The 18,118-nt window shown below is 43.4% G+C and carries 20 protein-coding genes, 1 tRNA gene and 1 pseudogene; 20 read left to right on the top strand and 2 right to left on the bottom strand.

From position 1 onward, the window contains the following. Positions 1 to 5 precede the first annotated feature (5 nt). The 13 genes from ACRPI0_RS11270 (at position 6) to ACRPI0_RS11210 (ending at position 11,740) form a co-directional block, all read left to right on the top strand. Complete coding sequence (locus tag ACRPI0_RS11270; RefSeq protein ID WP_432352751.1) at positions 6 to 1,217, top strand: DUF4097 family beta strand repeat-containing protein; 1,212 nt, start codon at positions 6 to 8, stop codon at positions 1,215 to 1,217. 164 nt (positions 1,218 to 1,381) lie between these two features. Continuing rightward, positions 1,382 to 2,335, top strand: coding sequence for an HPr(Ser) kinase/phosphatase (gene hprK / locus ACRPI0_RS11265; RefSeq protein WP_432352750.1), 954 nt, complete (start codon positions 1,382 to 1,384; stop codon positions 2,333 to 2,335). Further along, positions 2,336 to 3,142, top strand: coding sequence for a prolipoprotein diacylglyceryl transferase (lgt, locus tag ACRPI0_RS11260; protein WP_432352749.1), 807 nt, complete (start codon positions 2,336 to 2,338; stop codon positions 3,140 to 3,142). Beyond that, positions 3,132 to 4,097, top strand: coding sequence for a nucleoside recognition domain-containing protein (locus ACRPI0_RS11255; protein ID WP_432352748.1), 966 nt, complete (start codon positions 3,132 to 3,134; stop codon positions 4,095 to 4,097). Before lgt ends, ACRPI0_RS11255 begins: the two co-directional genes overlap by 11 nt. Beyond that, complete coding sequence (gene ppaX / locus ACRPI0_RS11250; protein WP_432352747.1) at positions 4,090 to 4,743, top strand: pyrophosphatase PpaX; 654 nt, start codon at positions 4,090 to 4,092, stop codon at positions 4,741 to 4,743. The genes ACRPI0_RS11255 and ppaX overlap by 8 nt, the downstream gene beginning before the upstream one ends. Then, complete coding sequence (locus ACRPI0_RS11245; RefSeq protein ID WP_432352746.1) at positions 4,740 to 5,264, top strand: acyltransferase; 525 nt, start codon at positions 4,740 to 4,742, stop codon at positions 5,262 to 5,264. The genes ppaX and ACRPI0_RS11245 overlap by 4 nt, the downstream gene beginning before the upstream one ends. Positions 5,265 to 5,353: 89 nt before the next feature. Then, a complete protein-coding gene (locus ACRPI0_RS11240) occupies positions 5,354 to 6,877 on the top strand; it encodes a tetratricopeptide repeat protein (RefSeq protein ID WP_432352745.1) in 1,524 nt (507 codons plus the stop codon). A gap of 103 nt (positions 6,878 to 6,980) precedes the next feature. Continuing rightward, positions 6,981 to 7,931 carry a thioredoxin-disulfide reductase gene (trxB, locus tag ACRPI0_RS11235; protein ID WP_432352744.1) on the top strand — a complete coding sequence of 317 codons (951 nt, stop codon included), beginning with the start codon at positions 6,981 to 6,983 and terminating at the stop codon, positions 7,929 to 7,931. Between the two features lie 211 nt (positions 7,932 to 8,142). Then, complete coding sequence (locus tag ACRPI0_RS11230; RefSeq protein ID WP_432352743.1) at positions 8,143 to 8,613, top strand: NUDIX domain-containing protein; 471 nt, start codon at positions 8,143 to 8,145, stop codon at positions 8,611 to 8,613. A 4-nt stretch (positions 8,614 to 8,617) separates the two neighbouring features. Then, positions 8,618 to 9,505: an RNase adapter RapZ gene (gene rapZ / locus ACRPI0_RS11225; protein ID WP_432355944.1), complete on the top strand. Its 888-nt coding sequence runs from the start codon at positions 8,618 to 8,620 to the stop codon at positions 9,503 to 9,505. 4 nt (positions 9,506 to 9,509) lie between these two features. After that, positions 9,510 to 10,493, top strand: coding sequence for a gluconeogenesis factor YvcK family protein (locus ACRPI0_RS11220; RefSeq protein WP_432352742.1), 984 nt, complete (start codon positions 9,510 to 9,512; stop codon positions 10,491 to 10,493). A 25-nt stretch (positions 10,494 to 10,518) separates the two neighbouring features. Continuing rightward, the gene (gene whiA, locus ACRPI0_RS11215; RefSeq protein ID WP_432352741.1) at positions 10,519 to 11,466 is read left to right on the top strand and encodes a DNA-binding protein WhiA; all 948 of its coding nucleotides are present in this window, start codon (positions 10,519 to 10,521) and stop codon (positions 11,464 to 11,466) included. 16 nt (positions 11,467 to 11,482) lie between these two features. Then, entirely contained in the window at positions 11,483 to 11,740 is a 258-nt protein-coding gene (locus ACRPI0_RS11210) for an HPr family phosphocarrier protein (RefSeq protein ID WP_432352740.1), read from the top strand. 44 nt (positions 11,741 to 11,784) lie between these two features. On the opposite strand, the gene clpP is transcribed toward ACRPI0_RS11210, so the two are convergent. Then, a complete protein-coding gene (gene clpP / locus ACRPI0_RS11205; RefSeq protein WP_432352739.1) occupies positions 11,785 to 12,390 on the bottom strand; it encodes an ATP-dependent Clp endopeptidase proteolytic subunit ClpP in 606 nt (201 codons plus the stop codon). 184 nt (positions 12,391 to 12,574) lie between these two features. On the opposite strand from clpP, the gene ACRPI0_RS11200 reads away from it, so the two are divergent. The 4 genes and pseudogenes from ACRPI0_RS11200 to ACRPI0_RS11185 all read left to right on the top strand — a co-directional run bounded on the left by ACRPI0_RS11200 (position 12,575) and on the right by ACRPI0_RS11185 (position 14,715). Then, a tRNA-Arg gene (locus tag ACRPI0_RS11200) sits at positions 12,575 to 12,646 on the top strand. Positions 12,647 to 12,797: 151 nt separating this feature from the next. Next, a pseudogene (locus tag ACRPI0_RS11195) lies at positions 12,798 to 13,100 on the top strand (hypothetical protein); the annotation flags it as partial. Between the two features lie 24 nt (positions 13,101 to 13,124). After that, on the top strand, positions 13,125 to 13,784 hold the full coding sequence (locus ACRPI0_RS11190) for a tyrosine-type recombinase/integrase (RefSeq protein ID WP_432355943.1): 660 nt from the start codon (positions 13,125 to 13,127) through the stop codon (positions 13,782 to 13,784). Positions 13,785 to 14,457: 673 nt separating this feature from the next. After that, the gene (locus ACRPI0_RS11185) at positions 14,458 to 14,715 is read left to right on the top strand and encodes a hypothetical protein (RefSeq protein ID WP_432352738.1); all 258 of its coding nucleotides are present in this window, start codon (positions 14,458 to 14,460) and stop codon (positions 14,713 to 14,715) included. Positions 14,716 to 14,763: 48 nt separating this feature from the next. Here the strand turns inward: ACRPI0_RS11185 and ACRPI0_RS11180 are convergent, their stop codons facing one another. After that, positions 14,764 to 15,000 carry a helix-turn-helix domain-containing protein gene (locus ACRPI0_RS11180; protein WP_432352737.1) on the bottom strand — a complete coding sequence of 79 codons (237 nt, stop codon included), beginning with the start codon at positions 14,998 to 15,000 and terminating at the stop codon, positions 14,764 to 14,766. 154 nt (positions 15,001 to 15,154) lie between these two features. Between ACRPI0_RS11180 and ACRPI0_RS11175 the strand changes: the two genes are divergently transcribed. From ACRPI0_RS11175 to ACRPI0_RS11165, 3 genes are all read left to right on the top strand, one after another. Beyond that, complete coding sequence (locus ACRPI0_RS11175; protein WP_432352736.1) at positions 15,155 to 15,553, top strand: hypothetical protein; 399 nt, start codon at positions 15,155 to 15,157, stop codon at positions 15,551 to 15,553. Positions 15,554 to 15,949: 396 nt separating this feature from the next. Continuing rightward, positions 15,950 to 16,276, top strand: a complete 327-nt coding sequence (locus tag ACRPI0_RS11170; RefSeq protein ID WP_432352735.1) for a hypothetical protein — start codon at positions 15,950 to 15,952, stop codon at positions 16,274 to 16,276. 563 nt (positions 16,277 to 16,839) lie between these two features. Further along, positions 16,840 to 18,069, top strand: a complete 1,230-nt coding sequence (locus tag ACRPI0_RS11165; RefSeq protein WP_432352734.1) for a hypothetical protein — start codon at positions 16,840 to 16,842, stop codon at positions 18,067 to 18,069. Positions 18,070 to 18,118 lie beyond the last annotated feature (49 nt).

The following is an 18,118-nucleotide window of genomic DNA, read 5'->3' as shown; positions in this document are numbered from 1 at the left end:
AAGAAATGCAAAACGAGCGAAAACGCATTTTGACAATGCTTGAAAATGGAAAGATTACAATGGACGAGGCATTGACGTTATTAGAGAATTTGTCTGAAACAGATCCAGTTACTAAGCCAGAGAGTGCTCCTGCCGACCATACAATGCCAACTGACTTCCTTAAGAAAGAGTCTGAAGAAGACTATCAGAAGCAATTTACTAAAGAAGACCCACCTAAGGAAAAAGAGAATTCTTCTAAGTACGGAAGAATGGGTGATTCTGCGGAAGAATTCATGGAAGACATTCGCAAGGATTTAACGAATGTTGGTGATCAGTTCATGCAATTCATGCAAACTGCAGTACAAAAGGTTAAAGAGTTTGATATAGAAAATCCTTTCGGTAGCGCTGTTAGATTCGAACATTCGCTACAAAAAGATGGAAAAGACGTCGAAGAGCTTATCTTAGATATCGATAATGGGAAGCTATCGATCGTACCAGGTGAAGGAGACGAAATTTCTGCTGTTTTTTCAGTGAAAACCTTCACCTCTAATTCTGAAGAAGAAGCAAAGAAAGAGTTCATGGAGAAACTCATCTGTGTAGCAGATGAAAGCAGTTTTAGAATTTCGAGTAATTCGAAGACTGTACAAGTGAACACAACTCTTACTGTACCTAAAAAAACTTATCGCAAAATTTCCGTACGCTTGTTGAACGGTGGGTTTGACGTTCGTAACCTCGAAGCGAATTTAATTCGAGTGAAAACAGCCAACGGGAAAGTTAGCGCGAGTTATGTGAAGTCCGATGAAGTTGAAATTGAGACATTGAATGGTGAAATTCGATTATTAAGTATCGATAGTACTAAACTCGATGCCCAAACCGTAAATGGTCTGATTTACATTGATGGGAAAGTTAAAGAAACTGAAGCACGTACACTGAATGGTGCTATCTCTGTAACAACTACCCACGAAAGTCCTGAAAAGGTAGATGTGAAAAGCGTAGGTGGTAATATTGAATTGTACGTGCCGAGTACGTTATCACTCGTTGGTGGCATAACGTCAACAATCGGAAGTTTGAGCTTGAAACTCCCGGACGTTGAGAAAACTTCCAATCAGGATCAGTTGTTACATCGATCCATCAACTTCAAAAAAGACGTTTCTGATTCTCCAAGTACGTTACACTTGTTTGCAGAATCTAAAACCGGATCCGTAGTACTTTGTTACAATCCTGAAAAGAACGTTTAATAAGTAGAAGTAGCCATCTCCCGAGCTATACACGGGGGATGGTTTTTTGCATGGAAGCAAAAAGTAGAGGATTAAACGGAATAGGATTTAAAATCCGTTCAAAATGATGTGTACAATGGTAGAATGATGCATAGACATTAAATGAATATGGAGGTGGCTGTCAGATGGCTGGAGTCACGGTAAAAGATATGCAGGAACGATTTGACTTGGAATTACTCGCAGGTGCTCAAGGAGTCGAACGGACTATAGAAATCAGCGATATTTCTCGACCAGGGCTTGAAATGGCTGGATACTTCGATTTCTATCCACGAACGCGCATTCAACTTCTCGGTAAAACAGAAATTTCATTTTTTGAAATGCTTCCGGAAGAACATCGGATAGAGCGGATGAATTTGCTGTGTACCCCTGATACGCCGGCATTTGTACTTGCTCATGGCGTAACTCTTCCACCAGAGCTTGAAGCGGCTGCAGAACGCATGGGAATAAGTGTACTAGGTGCGGATGTCCCAACAACAAGGCTCTCTGGCATGTTGACGAACTTCTTAGCAGGCCGACTTGCACCAATGGAAACGTTGCACGGTGTGTTAGTCGATGTCTACGGAATTGGTGTGCTCATTACAGGTAAGAGTGGTGTCGGTAAAAGTGAGACAGCACTAGAACTCGTCAAACGAGGACATCGTCTCATTGCGGATGATTCTGTAGAAATTCGCGAGGTTGCAAAAAATATCTTAATCGGAAGTCCGCCTCCTCTCTTACAGCATATGTTGGAGATTCGGGGTGTTGGAATTATCGACATCATGACGCTGTTTGGTGCTAGTTCCGTAAAAGATGACAAGCGAGTCGTACTCGTCATTGACCTCGAACTATGGGACCCTGAAAAAATGTACGACCGTCTAGGTGTAGACGAAGACAAACTTAAAATTATGGATTCTGAGGTGACTAAGCTCATTGTGCCTGTCCGCCCCGGTCGTAACTTATCCGTTATTATCGAAGTGGCTGCTATGGATTATCGGTTAAAATCTTTAGGCATTAATGCAGCAGAGGAATTTACAAACAAACTGGATGCAGTGATTAGTCAAAAGGCGGCTGCAGCAGAAAAAAAGGGGATTCTCCGGTAGATGAATACATTATTAGCGATCGATCCAATTGCATTTTCATTTGGGACATTCGAAGTCCGTTGGTATGGAATATTAATTGCAACCGGAATCATCTTGGCATTTTTACTCGTGCAAAAAGAAATGGTTAAACAGAATATGCATCCTGATTTATTAACAGATATGCTAATATGGGCAGTTCCAATTTCTATTATTTCAGCCCGCATCTATTATGTGATTTTCTCGTGGGATTTCTATAAAGATCATCCTGGGGACATTATTAAGATTTGGGAAGGCGGCATCGCGATTCACGGTGCGTTAATTGGTGCCATTATTACAGCCGTTATTTTTACGAAAAAGCGCGGAGTGTCATTCTGGAAAGTCGCTGATATTACAGCGCCCGGATTGCTGATTGGACAAATCATTGGTCGTTGGGGAAATTTCATGAATCAGGAAGCACACGGTGGGCCAGTGTCTCAATCGTTCCTAGATAACACAATTATTCCTGACTGGATTATGAATCAGATGACAATCGAAGGCATCACATACCATCCTACGTTTTTGTACGAGTCGATGTGGAATCTCTTAGGTCTGGCACTAATATTGATATTGCGCAGAGTCAATTTGAAGCGTGGTGAAATCTTCTTCTTCTATATAACTTGGTATTCAGTTGGTCGTTTCTTCATTGAAGGAATGCGAACTGATAGTTTGTATGGCGGAACACTTCGCGCTGCTCAAGTAGTTTCTATTATAGGTGTACTCATTGGTCTTGGTTTACTGATTTATCGTAGGTTTATTATGAAAATGGATGTGAGGTACAATGACAAATAAACGTGCATTCTCCACATTTCGAAATGGTCTTGGGGCAGGTCTGAAAACGACATGGTCCCTAGGGAAGATTATTTTCCCAATCACTATTTTAGTTGTGATTTTGCAGCATACTCCAATTTTACCTTGGCTCGTAAAACTCATTTCACCATTCATGAGCTTGTTCGGACTAAGTGGAGAAGCTGCAATTCCATTAGTTCTTGGTAATGCGCTAAATTTGTATGCGGGGATTGCCGGAATTCTATCACTCGATTTAACTGTAAAGGAAGTTTTCATACTCGCCGTGATGCTGAGCTTTGCGCACAACTTGTTCATTGAGACAGGCGTAGCGTTAAAAGTTGGGGTAAAACTGTGGATTGTCTTAGTCGTACGATTTGGTCTAGCTGCACTTTCAGGTATTGTCATCAACCTCGTTTGGCGTGGTGGTGGAGAAATTGCGAAATACGGAATTTCACCTGAAACTGCTGTTGTTCCTAATGGGTGGTTAGAGATTTTCTTATTAGGCGTTCAGAAGGCGTCGTTCGGTGTCTTACAACTCGCACTTATTGTTATACCTCTTATGATTGTGGTCCAGTTCTTGAAGGACAGAAACTACTTAGAAAAGTTTTCAGCAAAATTCACACCTGTCACAAAACTAATTGGCGTTCAGCCGAATGCTTCGTTAACGTTAGTCGCAGGTCTTGTCATTGGTCTTGCATACGGAGCTGGCGTGATGATCCAGGCCGTTCAAGAAGATGGTGTAAGTAAACGGGATGCGACGTTATCGTTTATATTTTTAGTAGCATGTCACGCGGTTATTGAAGATACGCTGTTGTTTGTTCCTTTAGGGATTTCAGTTTGGCCGCTTCTACTCATACGAGTGATAACGGCATTTGTGTTAACGATAGCCGTTGCATTTTTCTGGAGACAAAAGCTAGTGAAGAAACTGGAAGGGGAGGCGTTTGTTGCAAATGGCTAATAAAATCACCACCGTCCTGTTCGACTTGGACGGTACCTTACTCGATACAAATGAACTAATTATGCAATCGTTCGAACAACTGCTAGATCGACATTATCCTGGGCAGTATACTCGGACAAAAATCTTACCTTTTCTAGGGCCAACGTTAGCTGAGACATTCAATGCGATGGATCCTTCTAAAACGGAAGCGATGATTGAAGAATACAGAACATGGAACATTCTAAATCATGATCTTCTCGCAACGCCGTTTGATGGCGTTCCTGAGACATTGACGCGTTTGGTAGACAACGGAATCCGTATGGCAATCGTTTCTACGAAGCGCAAGGATATGGTGGGAAAGGGATTGCAGTTGCTTGGCATCGGCCATCTTTTCGAAACAGTTATTGGCCTAGATGATGTGAAACGACCTAAGCCCGATCCCGAGCCGTTATTGCTTGCGATGCAACGAATGAATGTATCAAAAGAGGAAGTCATAATGGTCGGAGATAATTTCCATGATATTGAAGGTGGGAAAAACGCAGGAGTTCTGACAGCGGGAGTTGCTTGGTCGTTGAAGGGGAAGGAATTTCTTTCGACTTTTAACCCAGACTATATGTTGAATCATATTTCTGACCTTTACGGAATACTAGGTGTATCTGACAAATGAGAAAAACAGATCGCTTTGACGTGAAAGGGGAAGGGAATTCCCTTTGGAACTTGTACACATCCGTGTCGATTTATAAAGTGGCGAAAAACTTCATCGTGATTCAACTAGCTCGTTACACCCCGTTTTTCGGAGTGAAGAATTGGTTGTATCGGACATTTTTGCGGATGGAAGTCGGTCATCAAACCGCGGTCGCGCTCATGGTGTTTCCTGATGTGATGTTCCCTGAACGGATACGTATTGGGAACAATACGATTATCGGGTTCAATTCAACGATTTTAGCACACGAATATTTAATCGATGAATACCGAATTGGGAACGTCATAATAGGGGATGAAGTAATGATTGGTGCAAACTCAACGATCCTTCCTGGTGTAACTATTGGAAATGGAGCCGTGATTTCAGCGGCATCTCTTGTGAATAAAGACATACCTGCAGGTGCTTTTGCAGGAGGGAATCCAGTTCGTATTATTTATACAGCAGAACAACGCGCTGCCCAAAAACAAAAACCATTTAAGGTTTAACGTAGTCCAAAAGAAGTTATGGTATACTGTAGACATATTGCGAGAAGGGACGTTTTTGCGTTCCTTCTTGTTTTTTCGGAGGAATCTGTTTGGATAAAAACGAGCAACATAAAACTAACAAAATTATTTCATTTGTCCCTGACGGTGATTTTTATTACGAACGAGCGCTCACTGAGATTCAGAAAGATCAGTTTCCAGAGGCGCTGAAATATTTGAAACGGGCTATGGAACTAAGTCCGGATAATCCTGAAATCGTCATGCAATACGGAGTGATGGTTATGGAAGAAGGGCGCTTTGAAGAGGCGCTCGATTTACTCATGCAAGCCTATGAGCTGGATCCGACACATCGAGATGTCATTTTCTATTTGGCTGAAATCCATGCTCATTTAGGGATTTTACGAGAAGCGAAGTTGTTTGCAGAAAAGTATATAAAAGTTGCACCTGACGGAGAACTTTCCGATGAAGCAAAAGAGATTATTGAATTTGCGGAGCAAGAAGCAGCGCTTTGGGATGATGAGCCTGGAGACGAAGAAGTGCACCTCTTGCAAGAGAAGGCGCGCCGTCTTATGGAGTCTGGAGAGTTCGACAAAGCAGTCTCTGTTCTAGAGGATATCGTTGTGGATTATCCAGAGTCCTGGTCATCTTTCAATAACTTGGCACTTGCTTATTTCTATCGAGGCGACACAACGGACGCGTTGGAACTGCTATACGACGTCTTGCGTAAAGACCAAGGGAACATTCATGCTCTATGCAATCTTGCTGTATTTTATTACTATGAAGGCGATCAGGAAAAGCTGAAGCCACTTATTGAATTGCTTGTAAAAATACGTCCTTATCAGTTTGAAAACCGTTATAAGTTGGGTGCTACATTTGCGCTCATCGGAAATCATAAAGAAGCGTATCACTGGCTTCGTAGTATTCAGAAAAAGGGATTTGAAGGAGATGCCGGCTTCTACTTTTGGCTCGCACACGCTGCGTTCTTCTCGGGGCATCGTGCACAGGCGGAAGTCGCATTCAGTCGACTTATCGATCTCGATCCTTCAAAAGAAGGACTTCAGCCTTGGCTTGATGTAAAGGCTGAAGAACAAATGGATACGTCAATTTACACGCAGGACAAGCAATTCCTATTGGACAAAATCTCGAATGAGTATATAAGTGAGCGGATGTTCGGCTACTTTTTACTTGGGAAGTCCATCCATAAACAAGAAATCATTGCGCATCCTTTGTACATCGAAGTAGAGAAATTAGGAGATTTAGAGAAGCTCGTGCTTGCGTGCAGTCTAGATTACCATCTAGTTGAAAAAACAATTGAAGATAAATCATTCAATCGTGCGATACAAGCAACTGAATTTCTCTATGAGCAACACAATCCGCTGGATGAAGAAGGAACGCACTTGTTCCAAATGTGGTTTTCGCTGTTTGAAATCGGAGCTTCAAAACAGTATCCATTCAAGAATCCGAAAGCGATTGCGGCAGCTGCAGATTACATGTTCCACTCGTCTAGAAGTAAAGGTGTCACGAAAACGAGTTTAGCCGCATTATATGGGATAAGTACTGCGACTCTGACAAAGTACGTAAGTGAACTATTTGAATTCCTACCGAACTTCTCTTAGAATACCGGTTTAATCGCATTGAGGATAGTAAGCAAATAAGTTGATGGAAAGTCAGAAACCTTATACGATTTGAACAGAAGTAGTTATTAGAGGAGGAACTAGAATGTCAGCTGAAACAATATATGATGTGATTATTATTGGAGCAGGACCTGCGGGCATGACTGCAGGAGTATATACGGCACGCGCTAATATGTCGACACTCATGTTGGAACGAGGAGTGCCAGGCGGCCAAATGGCAAGTACGGAAGAAATTGAAAACTATCCTGGTTTCGAGTCTATTCTTGGGCCTGACTTATCTACTAAGATGTTTGACCACGCAAAACGCTTTGGAGCGGAGTATGCGTATGGGGATGTAAAAGAAATTATTGATGGTAAAGAATATAAAACAATCGTTGCGAGCGGTAAAGAGTATAGAGCTCGTTCCATTATTATTACGACAGGCGCTGAATACCGTAAAATGGGTATTCCTGGTGAAGCAGAGTTAACAGGCCGCGGGGTTAGTTATTGTGCGGTTTGTGATGGCGCATTCTTCAAAAACAAAGAAATCATTGTTATTGGTGGCGGAGATTCTGCTGTTGAAGAAGGAACGTATTTGACTCGCTTTGCTAGCAAAGTGACAATCATTCACCGACGCGATGAGTTGCGTGCACAGAAGATTGTTCAAGAGCGGGCATTTGCGAACGAGAAGATTGACTTTATCTGGAACACAACAGTTAAAGAAGTTCACGGCAAAGATGGTAAGATTGATTCTGTGACACTTGTTTCGACTGAAGACGGTTCCGAGCGTGAGCACAAGACAGAAGGTATGTTTATCTACATCGGACTTGACCCGATCACTAAGCCATTTGAAAATCTCGGCATTTTGGATGAGAATGGCTATATTAAAACGAATGATGTAATGGAAACAGCGATTCCTGGAATCTACGCCGCTGGTGACGTGCGCGAAAAACTGTTGCGCCAAGTTGTTACAGCTACAGGTGACGGAAGTATTGCTGCTCAATCATGCCAAAAGTATGTGGAAGAATTAACCGAATCACTTGAAACACAAGTGTGAGTGAAAGTCTTTTCTTAACGCAACTTTAACAATTTTGTAACGTTCCTGAAATAGATATCGGTTATACTAAGAGTGTTGAATGACCCCCTATTTTAGAATAAACTTTTAGGCTGCCGGAGAGAACCATTCTGGCAGCTTCTTTTTGTGTCGTTTTTCACAGAAATCGATTATACTTATTACTATGTGAACAAATAGAAGTGAGGCAACGATTATGCAAAGAATTGTAAACCTTCTCGTCGTAAAGGATGGGAAAACATTATTACTGAAAAAACCACGCAGAGGATGGTATGTTGCTCCTGGCGGCAAGATGGATGCTGGCGAGTCAATTATGGAAACTGCAGTGCGTGAATTTACAGAAGAGACCGGTGCAAAGCCAGTTGACCCGAATTTGAAAGGCGTATTTACTATGGTCATCCGAAAGGGTGAAGAAGTGGTGGACGAATGGATGCTGTATACATTTGTTGCCCACGACCTGACAGGTACTCCAATGACTCATACGATTGAGGGAGAACTTGAGTGGCATCCGACAGAATCTTTGAATACACTTCCGATGGCTGAAGGCGATCGCACTAATTTGCTATTCGCTAGTTCTAGCCCTGGAATACAATATGGTACATTTACGTATACTGAAGACTTTGAGCTTCTTGATGAAAAAATTCAAAACTCTATGGAAGGTGATTGAGCCGATGGAAATCGACGCGCATTCTGAAGAACTCGAACTTGTTATTATTACGGGGATGTCTGGAGCTGGTAAGTCAGTTGCGATGCAAAGTTTCGAAGATATGGGGTACTACTGCATCGATAATTTACCACCCGAGTTACTCGGGACATTTCTCGATTTGATGTTGAAATCAGCGGACAAAAAATCTAAAATCGCTGCAGTAATTGACACTCGTGGCGGAGGGTTATTTGACGCACTGGTCGATGCAATTGATAACTTAACTCGAATGGAGAGCGTCACAACTCGTATTCTCTTTCTAGAGGCAGATGACGAAACACTAGTAAGCCGTTACAAAGAAACCCGTAGGTCGCACCCTTTAGCGAATGGAAGACAGCCGCTAACAGGCATTCAAAAAGAACGTGGTCTATTAAGTGATGTCAAAGGTCGTGCACGCTCCATTATAAATACATCTCGTCTGAAATCGAAAGAATTAAGAGATAAAATCATTGCAGAATTTTCAGTAGGTGAAGGCGAGAACTTCACGTTAAACTTCATCTCCTTCGGCTTTAAACACGGCATGCCGATTGACGCCGATGTCGTATTCGATGTCCGCTTCCTTCCAAATCCATATTACATTGAATCGATGCGTCCACAAACGGGGCTCGATAAGGATGTGTATGAGTATGTCCTGAAAATGGAAGACACCCAAACATTAATTGAAAAATTGACGGACTTATTCAAGTTCCTAATACCTCAATATAAGAATGAAGGAAAATCCCAAGTAGTAATCGCTTTCGGCTGCACAGGTGGACAACATCGCTCAGTTACGCTGGCTGAATACTTCGGAAGTCTTTTCCAAGACGACTATACAACTTATGTCACTCACCAACACATCGAAAAAAGAAAGGGTTGACGCTATGACAACACCAAATAGCCGCAAGAAGATTGTGGTGTTTGGAGGCGGTACAGGTTTGTCGACATTGCTACGGGGATTGAAAAAGTATCCAGTCGATTTAACTGCCGTTGTTACAGTTGCAGACGATGGTGGAAGTTCAGGGAGGCTATTGGATCAATACGATATCCCGCCTCCCGGTGATGTCCGAAAGGTGATGGCAGCGCTTTCAGACGTTGAACCTCTAATCGAGCAACTTTTCCAATATCGTTTTACAACAGAAGACGATTTACATGGCCATTCCCTTGGGAATTTAATGCTCGCAGCAATGACGGATATAACAGGTGATTTTGCGAGTGCGGTTAAAAAAACAGGTCAAGTTCTTAATATTAAAGGGAAAGTACTGCCTGCAGCCAATCATCGCATTAAGTTGCACGCGGAGCTTGACGATGGAACGATTGTGACAGGTGAATCTAAAATTCCGATGTACGCACGCAAAATTCGTCGTGTATACTTATCTCCTCAAGATGCAAAACCGTTACCGGAAACACTGGAAGAAATTCATCAGGCAGACCTAATCATCATCGGTCCGGGCAGTTTATATACGAGTATTCTTCCGTCCTTACTAGTCCAAGACATTAGAGATGCTCTTTTGAAAAGTACCGCACGTAAAGTCTATGTCGGAAATTTAACGACTCAAAGAGGCGAAACATACAGATATACAGCATCTGAGCATGTTGCAGCTCTCTATGATCACGTAGGTAAGCCGTTTTTAGACGCAGTTCTTCTCAATAATACGGACATTACACCGTTGTTATCAGAAGCGGGGCAAACCGTGACGTCATGGCCCGTTGAACGTGATTTAGAAGAATTACAAAAGTTGGTTCCAGCAATTTGGCAAGAAGACATTGCGCTCGCTGAAAATGAGCGCGTATTACACGATGCAGAAAAAGTAGCTAAATGGTTCGTATCTTACATAACAGACGAATCTACAATAAACCAGACGTGATTGTCACCGAGAAAGGGGAGATTTCATGTCTTTCGCATCCGAAACAAAAAAAGAACTGACGCAAATAGAAGCAGAAGATTGCTGTACAAAAGCAGAAGTCGCAGCATTCATTCGAATGAACGGCGTTCTCTCGTTTTCCAATAAAACAATCAGCTTGGATGTCCAGACAGAAAACGCAGCTATTGCTAGAAGACTGTATTCCAATCTAAAAAAGTTATACTCCTACAAAGTCGAGTTACTCGTACGACGTAAAATGCGGTTGAAGAAGAATAACGTCTATATTTGTAGAATCCGAGAAGGCGCACGCCAACTGTTGGATGACTTAGACATTTTAACGAATACGTTTCAATCGAAACAGTCAATCTCAAAAGCAATCATTCCGAATGATTGCTGCAAACGTGCTTATTTACGTGGAGCTTTCCTCGCAGGTGGGTCAGTCAATAATCCCGAAACTTCTTCCTATCACTTGGAAGTATTTTCAATGTACGCTGAACACTCCGATGCATTAGTGGATTTGATGAATGACTATCAGTTGAATGGTAAATCCATTGAACGTAAAAAAGGATTCGTAGCTTATTTGAAAGAGGCTGAGAAGATAGCAGATTTCCTTAGTATTATTGGAGCACACGTTGCTTTAATGAGATTTGAAGATATACGGATCGTTCGAGATATGCGCAACAGTGTGAACCGGTTAGTGAACTGTGAAACTGCAAATCTAAACAAGACCATTAGCGCAGCACAGCGGCAAGTGGAAAACATAAAACTTATCCAAGCGACAATCGGGTTGGATCAACTTCCAGATCGCTTACAGGAAATCGCACATATGCGGGTAGAATATCAAGACGTTACGTTAAAAGAACTAGGCGAAATGCTATCAGGTGGGCCAGTCAGTAAATCCGGAGTCAATCACCGACTAAGAAAAATTGATGAGATTGCTGAAGGTGTTCGAGTAGGTGGAATTACGAATAAATAGAGAGGAGGCAAGAAAAATGATTGAGAAAACCGCTGAAGTATTAATAAAGCCTGGCTTACAAGCGAGGCAAGCAGCGCTATTTGTGCAAGAAGCGAACCGCTATACATCGGATCTATTTGTAAAACGTGAAAAGCGTCAGGTGAATGCGAAAAGTATTATGGGTGTCATGAGTTTGGCAATCGCTCAAGGGAGCACAGTGACGCTCATCGCTGATGGTAATGACGAAGAGCAAGCTGTTGAAGCGTTAGCTGCCTTTGTGCAAGGAGAACAATAAAAGGCGCCCTGTATAGGTACAGGACGCCATTCATGTGAGTAGTATTATTTAGTCTCGGACTCTTTCATATCGCTACGTGTGATAATGTGGTCAATTAAGCCATAATCTCTTGCACGTTCAGCGGTCATGAAGTTATCACGATCTGTATCTTTTTGAATGACTTCGATCGGTTGACCTGTACGCTCAGAAAGAATTTGGTTAAGTTTTTCGCGGATGAAGAGAATGTGCTTCGCTGCAATTTCAATTTCAGTTGCTTGACCTTGAGCGCCACCAAGTGGTTGGTGAATCATTACTTCAGCGTTAGGAAGCGCATAACGTTTTCCTTTTGTACCTGCTGCAAGTAAGAACGAGCCCATTGAAGCAGCCATCCCGATACAAATTGTCTGGATGTTTGGCTTAATGTATTGCATCGTATCATAAATAGCCATACCCGCTGTAATGCTTCCTCCTGGACTGTTAATGTAGATAGAGATGTCTTTGTCCGGATCTTCGGATTCAAGGAATAGCAATTGAGCTACAATGGAGTTAGCTACGTTGTCGTCGATTGCGCTACCTAGCATAATAATACGGTCTTTTAGCAAGCGGGAGTATATGTCATACGCACGCTCTCCGCGATTCGTCGTTTCAATAACTGTAGGAATTAAGTTCATTTCAGTTCCTCCCTTTTAATAGTTGAATATGTCGTATGTTAATGCGGTATCCCGCCTAACCATGACTTTATCATACATAGTATGGTCAACTAAGGTCAAATATAACGCTTTACAAAAATTTGTTGCTTTTAGTTTCTACAGCACGTATACTATAACTTGTCCGCTGCAAATATATATGTAACGCGCCCTCGTGGTGCAATGGATAGCACGCAAGCCTCCGAAGCTTGAAATGTGGGTTCGACTCCCGCCGAGGGCATACGATGTAACCGCTATATGACAGCGTTTAAAGCCGATAGCACTACGAAGCTTATACGCACACCTACACGCTAATTCAGACGTTTTTATAGTCCGAATCTCTAAGACGTAGGTACGGGAACCCCCGTTCGATTTACGTAGAAATACGTATTTTGAGCGGGGGTTTTTCGTTGTCTAAAAAAAGTAGAACGGTCAATCCAGCGATATATGAAGGTTTGAAGTCGGTTATAGGTCAGCCTATCGATAGAATTATTTCGTATGAGGCGGCCGTTGACGATTTTATCCAGTACAGCGCTATCAAAGGTCTATCGAAGCACACGGCGTCCAGCTACGCTAAGGAACTGAATCAGTTAAGGAAGTCTTTCGTCGATCAAGGCGTCGACCTTACGGATATACGTGAGGTGAAGGCGCCCGACTTCGAGGACTTTATCCGGCTGCAAGTCGCTAAAGGGTACGCCCCGTCGACTATCAACATACGTGTGCGCACGGCTCGCATCTTCGGCAACTACTGCGTTAAGAAGGGCTATACGTCTACTAACGCTGCGGCCGAGGTTCCGTTGCTCAAGATGCGTCACACGGTAGGGGCAACGTACACGCAAGCGCAATTAAAGCGATTACTCGAAGCGCCGGATATATCGACGTTTGAGGGCGTGCGTGACCTTGCGATTATGTTGACGTTCGCAGATACGGGCATACGCCTGTCAGAACTCGAAGCAATCCGTACAGCAGACGTAGTATTTCCGGATCGTGCGATCAATATTCAACGTACTAAGAACGGATACGCGCGCCGCATCCCGATGACGAAGCGATTGCAATCTGTTCTGCGTGCCTACATGAAGGTTCGCGGATTGGACGAGTTTACATCGTCACTATTCATTACTATCGACGACAAGCCGCTTAATGCACGTTCTATACAGTATCAAATACGAGAACATGGGCGACGGTCGGGCGTACTGGAAGATGTGCAATGCAGTCCACACGTATTCAGAAGGACGTTCGCCAAGTTTAAGATAAAAGCCGGCGTAGATATATTCACGTTACAACAGCTTATGGGACATTCAGATATTACGGAATTAAGGAAGTATGTTGCGATCTATTCGACCGACCTCGACGAAGCAATAGAAAAAGGAATCAAATAAAAAGAGGCCAAGCGTTCGAGCGCCCGACCTCCACAATTACATATGATTACACTAAGTTTGCCCAGAGTGTATGTACCTTCATCTTATCGAAAAAATCCGATATATGCAAGGTCTATTAAGTACGCCCATTTTTAGTGATAATCCGACGTGGAATTGCCTACTAATACGTCGTTAATCTAACCTTGACCGGTTCGTCTTGCCGCTGCAATAACTAGACTATATCGCCCGTTAAGACGTTCCTTGTTGCGTTGGGTGATGAATGGGTGAGGACGACCCTTAACGGTCTGGCTAGGTTTACCGGCGTGTTACGGCACGGGTAAACGTATTCTGTAATCGACGTGGACGGTAAAGCGGCGGGAATATGTGAGTAGAGATACTCCGATACAACAAGGGCATACGGGAACCCTCGGGCTTCATCCATAGCTGAACGAAATGCTGTCGTTACTTTATTTCTAACTACGATTCTATTCGTTTTTAGAAGTAAGGTAACGAAACCGCGCCGATTTCCTGAAGCACGCCTTCCATTCGCTGATTTGAGGAGCGTATAAGTCAAGTGAGAATACATAAAAGATTAAGGGAAATATTGCAAGGGATGGGGATTGTTTTATAGCTTACTATACATTAAACTTATGGTGTGTTGGAATTTTCAATAAATTATAAGGGGATTGATTATGTGATAAAAAGTAGGGAACTAAATAGCCATGATTTATTCTATCGTGATATTAAAGTAGCGTTTAAAAGTCTTGTCGAGAGTCATTATGCTGGAGATCGAATGATTGAAATTATCCAGTCCGGTTTATTTGAACCACACGAAGCAGATGGTTTTCTTTATAATAAAGATGGATCAGCATATAATCCAGAACTAGACCGCTGGTTTTATAGCAACGTCACGTTCGCAGCATACTATAAAACAGCTAAAGCTCAGCTGTAATTATCCATAAACAAACAAAAGCCCGGCGCATCTAAGCGTCAGGGCTTTTTATTTGTATTCGATTGTCATTACGTCCTCAATCGTATGCTGCTTACCCGACGTATCGAGCGTATTTAACGCATCGACTATTTTGCGGAGCGTTTCAAACGAAATCGCCTTACTTTCGCCTTTACACAGTTCATTAATCGTTGCTGGCCGTATCTTACCCTCTACTGCGATTCCGTTACGTGATGTCTTAGCAGCTTTAATCGTCTGCTCAAGTGTTATTTTAACCGTTGCTTCCATGATAAAACCCCCGTTTCCGTTGAGTTCATTGTACGATACAAAAGAAGTTTCGTAAAGAGGTTGACGTATCCCGTAAGTATGGGTATAGTAGGTTCATAGGTTTACGTCAAACGTCCGACCCGATACGTAACTATACGAAATGGAGAGATCAATTATGACGATCACAACAGATTTCCACGGAGCACTATCACTAACGGAGCCTACACTTATCGCAGGCAAATATTGCGCAGTAGGCGTCGACGAGGCACAGCAACACTTTCACGCAACTTGGGAAGTCGACCAATTCGGACGCACGGACTGGGATAATCCGAAACTTGCGCGGATCGGCGTCCAGATTTCATACACACGTTCAATAATCGGCTGGTACAACGTCACAATCGCAAGCACGGGCGATGTTTACAACGTCGAGCCTCGCGTATTCCTAGCGACAACAGGCGTCCATGAGCGTGCTAGGACGGGCTGTACAGCGTTAACAGACATACAGCTTGCTACGTTGCTTACAGCGCCATTCACACGCTTGATTACGCCACAGGACGTTGCAGTGGCCGTGTAAGTACGTACGGTGCGCGCCGGTTGCGCCAACAGCCCCGCGTTAAAAATGATCCCGCAACCGACGCCAATCGGAGCGGGACAGCCGAATAACTACATAAACGGAACGGGGCGCCAAACTCGTTCTTTTTATTTTGCGCTAAAACTCCGCACTCGACGATTCCAAACGTATATATAAGTAGGGGGCGCGCGAAAGTTTCCGGAAAAGAAACTACGGAGCTGTGTCCCAAAATCCGATTTTTAGTCCGCATATATAATAGGACGGAAAATTAACCAAAAAGAATTTGCGGAATAACTCCGAGTCCGTCTGTTTCAAACGATTATACAAGTAGGGGGAATGATTTTGGCGAATCATTTCCGTGGCATCACCAAATAAAACAACGAAATGGAGAGATTGATTATGACAAAGTCAACTAACATCACAAAGAGTGGGGTAATGGATCACATTAAACTAATCGGCACAGCAGTTGAAGGTCAATACAAAGGTGCGGGGGCTGCCTTTCTAGTGATAGCAAACGGAGAGCCTACGAAGTTAATTTACGAGAATCCCGAATGTCCTCCAGTAAGAAAAGAATTATCCGAAGATGATATATTTCAGCTATTCGAGGACAACGGAGTTTGTTTTCACGAACTAGAAAAGGCGAAAGGGCAAATTCTCATGGGGGATTGTAGTTGCTACGACTTTTGTTTCCCGGAAATCCTAATAGACACGTGTGATAAAGATTGAGCATCTTAACAATGAAAAGGGGTGAGTAGATGTCGGATAAACGTCGCTGCATCCGTTCTATGCGAGTTGCACGCGAACTAATGGCCGCCGGCTTTCCGGCGGTCGATACGGAGCCAAGTCGACAACTACCGGGGCATATCGTATGGATATTCGATAACTCGGAAGAATTTGCCGCGGCACTAGTCGAGATCATGAGCGCCAAGCGGACTACCCGACAACGTGATTGAACGCCTTTACGTTGTAAGGAAAGACCGGCAATAGGTTATAGGATGCAGGAACTTGGAGGATGCGATATAAGCGTTATCTAACATAGTCCCGACTGCGGTAGCAGGAGGAATCACTTAGGTCTTGACGTTAGCTGTAAACAGCCTAAGAGATACGCCAAAATGCTAAAGCATTGTTGTCGGACTATCGATAAAGTGTACTATTTCCTTTTAAGGATGGCCCTCTACAAACCGCATAGGTATAACGTTCCTAGAGAATTTTAGGACGCTACCTTCCTAAATACGTTTCTAAACGGTATCGGGTAGCAAGAACAAAACTACTAAACTGGGGGAATTACTATGACGGAAATTACGGTAATCGATTCAATTATGGGGACGGGTAAGACGAGTTGGGCGATTCAGCACATGAACGCCGCTGGTCCGCTTGAGAAGTTTATCTATATAACGCCATTCCTAGACGAAGTTGCTCGCGTGAAAGAAGGCGTCACGAATCGGAATTTCATCGAGCCTAACAACGTCAACGATGAAGGACGTAAGATGCGGAGCCTAAAGGATTTAATTGTAAGAGGTGACGACATCACGTCCACGCACTCGCTATTTCAGACGGCTGACGACGAATTAATCGAATTACTGACGGACAGTGGCTACACGCTGATTTTGGACGAGGTTATGGATTGCGTCGAGCCGGTAAACGTCAAGCAGGCGGACATCAAGAAGCTGGAAAGGTCGGGCGACATCGTTGTTAAGGAAAATCGCGTGGAATGGTGCGGCGATCCTTACGATGACAGCCGTTACAAGGACATTCGCTTACTCGCACAAGCCGGCAACCTGTTCTATCATCGCGGCAAGTTTCTGGTATGGGCGTTCCCGCCGTCGGTATTCCGCGCAGTCAGTCGAGTCTACATCATGACGTACCTGTTTCGTGGGCAGATGCAACGCTATTACTTCGACCTGTATCGCTTTGATTACGATTACAGGGCGGTTAAATCAGAAGGCGACGGCTACGCATTGACGGAATACGACGCCAAGAATGAGGGACGCGAGGCACATTACGCACTGATTGATATATTCGACGGAAAGCAGAATGCAATCGGAGAGCGAAAGAACGCGTTAAGTTCATCCTACTTGAAGCGATCTGACATCGATGTCATGGAAGAAATTAACAAAGCGCTATACAACTACTTCCAAAACGTATTGGGCGCGAAGAAGTCGGACGTTTATTATTCAACGCTCAAGCAGATTGAAAAAACGATACAGCCGCGCGGATTTAAGGAGCCTAACCGAAAGGGAGGGAAAGCCGAGGTTTGTATTCCGCTGAACGCTCGGGCTACCAACGCATACCAAGATAAGTGGGCGCTTGCTTACATCTACAACAAATACATGAACCCTCATGTTGCGTCATTCTTCCAAGACAACGGCGTCAAAGTTGATGAGGAATTACTTGCGGTCAGCGACCTGTTGCAGTGGATATGGCGCTCGCAGATACGCAATGGCAAGCCGATTAAGCTGTTTCTACCATCGTCGCGTATGCGTGGACTATTGAAGGCATGGGCGAATTACGAGATTTAAGAGGTGACTGAACAAACTTCCAAATAAAACTACTAAAGGGGATAACTCA

Source organism: Sporosarcina sp. A2 (assembly GCF_050858885.1).
Classification (GTDB): Bacteria; Bacillota; Bacilli; order Bacillales_A; family Planococcaceae; genus Sporosarcina.
Note: the sequence above shows the minus strand (reverse complement) of the source record. Positions and strands in the feature narration are given on the sequence as shown.